Raw genomic sequence first — 5009 nt, forward strand, 5'->3', positions numbered from 1 at the left:
TTTTTGAAGACTAAAAACTGGAGACTATGCGAGGAACTACTAAGCTGATAGATAAACCCACGGCTTCTATATAGCGCCCTTTTATTATGTACAGACTAGCGTACCCTCAACTATGAAAAAATTCTTACTTGTTGAAGACAGCTCGATTGTTGTAAAAATCATCAAACACATCAACAAAAGCAATGCTGGCTTCCCTTTTGACATCGCCACGTCCTTCGCAGAAGCAAAGGAACACATTCAAAATAATGGCGCAGATGCGTACCTTGTTGCAGTGGTCGACCTAAACCTTCCTGACGCACCGGATGGAGAAGTCGTTGACTACACCATTGCAGAAAAAATCCCCACCATCGTACTCACGGGAAATTACGATGAAGAGAAAAGGGAGAAAATGCTGGAAAAGCGAATCGTCGACTACGTTGTAAAAGAAAGCCGCTTCTCTTACGAGTATGTCATAAAGCTGATTAAGCGCCTTGAAAAAAACCAGCATATAAAAATTCTTGTAGCAGACGACTCCAAAATGTCTCGCCGCTACATTCAACAGCAACTTGAGACACACCTTTATCAAGTGCACACCGCAGACGATGGCGACACGGCTTTAGAGGCCCTTGAACAACACCCAGATATTAAACTACTGATTACCGATTACAACATGCCAAGAATGAACGGCTTTGACTTGGTCAAAAACATCCGAAAAGAGGTGAGCAAGAATGAGCTGGTTATAATCGGCTTGTCTGGTGAAGGTGACGGAAAACTAACTGCCAAGTTCATAAAAAATGGCGCAAACGACTTCTTGAACAAACCCTTTAGCCATGAAGAGTTTCATTGCCGCATTTTACACAACATCGAAAACCTTGAGCATTCCCAAACGCTTAAATATCTCGCCTTCCATGACTTTGTTACAGGGCTGCCCAACAAACAGAAGTTCTTTCTTGATGGGAACAAAGAGTTAGAAAAGGCCGTAAGCCAGAGCACCCCAGTATCTGTTGCTCTACTCTCTGTTGACCAAATGCATAACATTCAAGACAAGCACGGCCTGGATGCGCCCGATATCACCATGCGCAATCTAACCACCCTGCTACCAAAGGCATTCAATCGCTTCCAATACGCTCGAATAAACGACTCTGACGTTGCAATACTTATGGCAGGGCTAAGCCTGGAACAAGCAGCAAAGCTTGTAGACGGCTTTAGGGAGCTAGTTGAAGACCATATTGTTATGATAGATGAGTTCAGCTTCAACTTCACTGTTTCAGCAGGAATAACCGAGAACAACAATAACTCTTTAATTGAGCTTTTAAAAAATGCTGACAATCGCCTGTATCTAGCCCGAGAAAATGGTGAAAATCAGGTATGGTTTGAAGACTAAGCAAGTCCTGCAAGATATACTTGCAGCAAAGAGATAGCCCTGACTATACTCTTACAGCACCAACACACCGTGATATTCTGCTTTTGTCACAATAAAAATAAAAACTATCGGGCACAGCAACTGCCTGAAACACAAGAAAGGTAGAACAACAATGAGTAACGCCACACCTTGGTACCATGATTATAGCGACTATATATCTGGCGCTCTTTTCGGGCTGATTACCCTGGATATTTTCATGCTTTTGATTCATGGAATTACTGAGCGCTCTTTATCAGACTACAGCATGGGAACGCTAGCTATCACCATCCCCATAATGCTCGTATGGAGCTTTGAACGACTTTATTCAAAACAAGAGCACTAAAAAACAAAAAAGCCCAACTTAATGTTGGGCTTTTTCATATTACAAAGACTTATCGACCATTAAAGATTGTCGGCATTCTCTGATAAGTATGCAGCAACGCCATCAGGAGAAGCGTTCATACCTTTGTCACCTTTATTCCAACCTGCAGGACAAACCTCGCCATGCTCTTCATGGAATTGAAGCGCGTCAACTAGACGAATCAATTCGTCCATATTACGACCAAGCGGTAAATCGTTAACGATTTGCGAACGAACAGTACCGTTAGTATCAATCAAAAATGCACCACGGAATGCAACACCACCTTCTGACTCAACATCATAAGCCTTACAAATATCGTGGTTCATGTCTGCTGCTAGCGTATAACCTACCTGACCAATACCACCATCATTGATTGGAGTGTTTCTCCAAGCGTTGTGAGTGAAGTGAGAATCGATAGAAACACCAATAACTTCAACGCCACGAGCTTTGAAGTCATCCATTCTGTGATCCAGAGCAATCAACTCAGATGGACAAACAAAAGTAAAATCTAATGGATAAAAGAACACCAAGGCATACTTGCCTTTTGTCGCTTCAGAAAACGTAAATTCATCAACGATAGAACCGTCACCTAGTACTGCAGATACTGTAAAATCAGGAGCTTGCTTACCAACTAAAACACTCATTAGTTATTACCTTCCTTAAAAGTTTTATTCGATAGAGATACAGAACGTATCTCTTAGTGTGGTTAAAACAACGTGCCTATATTACACAGCCAGTAAAAATAATTACACCATTTCTTAGTTACTTTTTCTGAAAAAGTAAGCTTCTAAAAAAGAAAAAGAGGCCGAAGCCCCTTTTCTATTACTACATAGCATCAAATACTAGCTAGACAAAACGCCTTACCAGTGAATACCACGCATGATCGCAGCGAATGCAACCTGCTCTGTTGAAACTTTTGGCTTTTCATTAGCTTGCCCCTTACCTTGAGCCGCAGCTGAATCAGGGAACATCTTATAGCCAGTATTCATTACAATCTCACCAACCTTAGGAGCTAAGGAGTGAAGTACTGCAGCAAAAGTCCCCAAGCGTGTAGCGATACGCTTTGGTCGATGCACAATCGCTTCAGCAATCAAATCTGCCGCATCATCTGGCGACAATGTCGGAACAGAGTCGTAGATCTTAGTTGGGCCAATCATCGGCGTACGCACAAGCGGCATATTAATCGTTGTGAAAGTCACATTACTATCGGAAAATTCTGACGCAGCACAACGTGAGAATGCATCCAAAGCAGCTTTTGATGCAACGTATGCAGAAAAGCGTGGAGCATTAGTTAGTACCCCAATAGAGGAAATATTAACGATATGGCCGCACTTACGTTCTAGCATTGATGGCGCGAACCCCATAATCAAACGCAAAGAACCAAAGTAGTTTAGCTGCATAGTTCGTTCATAATCATGGAAACGGTCAAATGCATGGTTAATCGCACGTCTGATCGAGCGGCCTGCGTTATTAATCAAATAATCAACATGACCATGATCTTTTAGCACGGCTTCAACGAACTCATCACAGTTATTCATGTCCGCGAAGTCGCAACGATAAGCATGCACTTCACCCTTACCTTTTGCTTGTAGCTCAGCCTTAACTTCGTCCAGAGTCTCTTGCGTTCTAGCAGCGATACATACGATTGCCTCAGCATCTACCAATTTATGCGCAGTCGCCAATCCGATACCCGATGTTGCACCCGTGACAACACAAACTTTTCCACCAACAGTACCTTTTAAGGAACGATCTTTATGTAAATCTGGGTCTAGGTTACGCTCCCAAAAATCCCAAATAGCAGGTGCGTAGGATTCTAGACGAGGAACTTCGATTCCTAATCCTTTCAATACACGCTCTGTTTCGCGAGAGTCGAACTTTGTTGGGTAATTGATAAAACCCATTGCCGACTCTGGAACACCAAAATCATTTAAAACCGCACTCGTAATACGCTTAACAGGAGGAAGGTTCTTTAGGCCATTCCTAACCATTGAAGGAATAAAACCAAACATGCGAGAATCAACACGCATTGTCATGGTTGGCGCATGACCAGCTTCGGCAAAAATATTTAGAACCTCACCAACCTTGTGTGGGTCTGGGTCAGTCAAATGGAAACATTTTCCATCTTCACCATCTGCATGGGAAATATGATCAATTGCATCAACAATAAAGTCGACCGGCACAACGTTAATGCGGCCACCTTCAATACCAATAGTAGGCATCCACTTTGGTAAAGTGTTACGAATTTTTTGCAGCATTTTGAAGAAGTAATATGGACCGTCAATCTTGTCGATCTCACCAGTCTTAGAGTGCCCCACAACCATACCAGGACGATAGATTCTGAAAGGAATAGAGCATTCGTCTCGAACAGCCTTTTCCGAGTCATGTTTTGTTTGAAGGTATGGATCGTCAAGGTTCTCGGCCTCTTCGAACATATCCTCTCTAAACGTCCCCTTATAAAGACCAGCTGCTGCGATCGAACTAATATGGTTAAAACAGCCTGCTTGCATTTCTGTCGCGGCAACAATTGCGTTTCTTGTGCCCTGTACATTTACTGCTTTCTGAATTTCAGCACCAGCGTTCAAATCATAGATCGCTGCTAGATGATAAAAGTGCTTAACATTTCCTTTGAGCTCGGCCATTTGAGCATCAGAGATACCCAGGTTATCCTGAGTCAAATCGCCAACGATCGCTACAACGTCATCACCTGACACGTTAAAACGCTCAAGCAATTCCTCATAGCGCTCCATACTGGACTCTTGTGTAAGAAGATATATCTTCTCACCACGCGCGATTAGTTTCTCAACTAAAAAACGACCAATAAAACCGGTTCCACCGGTCAAAAAATAGCTCATTACTTAATACCCCGAAAAGAATAAATTGATTGCGCTTCGCTCAGAATTCGCTTACCAATGGATAACTAGTTAATTCCCTGCATCAGTATCTTAAGTCTGAAATCAAATGCGACCACACCAAAGATAATTGTAGTATAAAGCCAAAAATATGCTGAAATATAATACTAATCGGCCATGTGACCTTATTTTAACTACAGATTACGTAGATACATTACTCTAATATATATAATTATGTTATTAACGTGAACTTGCTTTAACAAAAGCCCCTATCAAGCTGAAATAACACTATACTAGCTCACTAAATTTACTTTGATCATCGAGGAATTTCTGTGTTCGGAATATCAATTTTACGGCCAGTTTATTTACTTTTCATATTATGCGCTGTAGGTATTATATCTAGTAATGTTAACGCCTC

General features: G+C 41.9%; 4 protein-coding genes. 2 read left to right on the forward strand and 2 right to left on the reverse strand.

The genetic code is table 11. The features are described 5' to 3' along the window. The first annotated feature begins 112 nt into the window (after positions 1 to 112). Entirely contained in the window at positions 113 to 1363 is a 1251-nt protein-coding gene (locus A3761_RS09330) for a response regulator (protein ID WP_068515504.1), read from the forward strand. 151 nt (positions 1364 to 1514) lie between these two features. Beyond that, positions 1515 to 1724: a hypothetical protein gene (locus tag A3761_RS09335; protein ID WP_068515507.1), complete on the forward strand. Its 210-nt coding sequence runs from the start codon at positions 1515 to 1517 to the stop codon at positions 1722 to 1724. Positions 1725 to 1783: 59 nt separating this feature from the next. Here A3761_RS09335 and A3761_RS09340 read toward each other — a convergent pair whose 3' ends face one another. Both A3761_RS09340 and A3761_RS09345 read right to left on the reverse strand, forming a co-directional pair. Continuing rightward, the gene (locus A3761_RS09340; protein ID WP_068515509.1) at positions 1784 to 2386 is read right to left on the reverse strand and encodes a peroxiredoxin; all 603 of its coding nucleotides are present in this window, start codon (positions 2384 to 2386) and stop codon (positions 1784 to 1786) included. Positions 2387 to 2602: 216 nt separating this feature from the next. After that, the gene (locus A3761_RS09345; protein ID WP_068750142.1) at positions 2603 to 4594 is read right to left on the reverse strand and encodes an SDR family oxidoreductase; all 1992 of its coding nucleotides are present in this window, start codon (positions 4592 to 4594) and stop codon (positions 2603 to 2605) included. Between the last annotated feature and the right edge of the window lie 415 nt (positions 4595 to 5009).

This window comes from Oleiphilus sp. HI0123 (genome assembly GCF_001635315.1).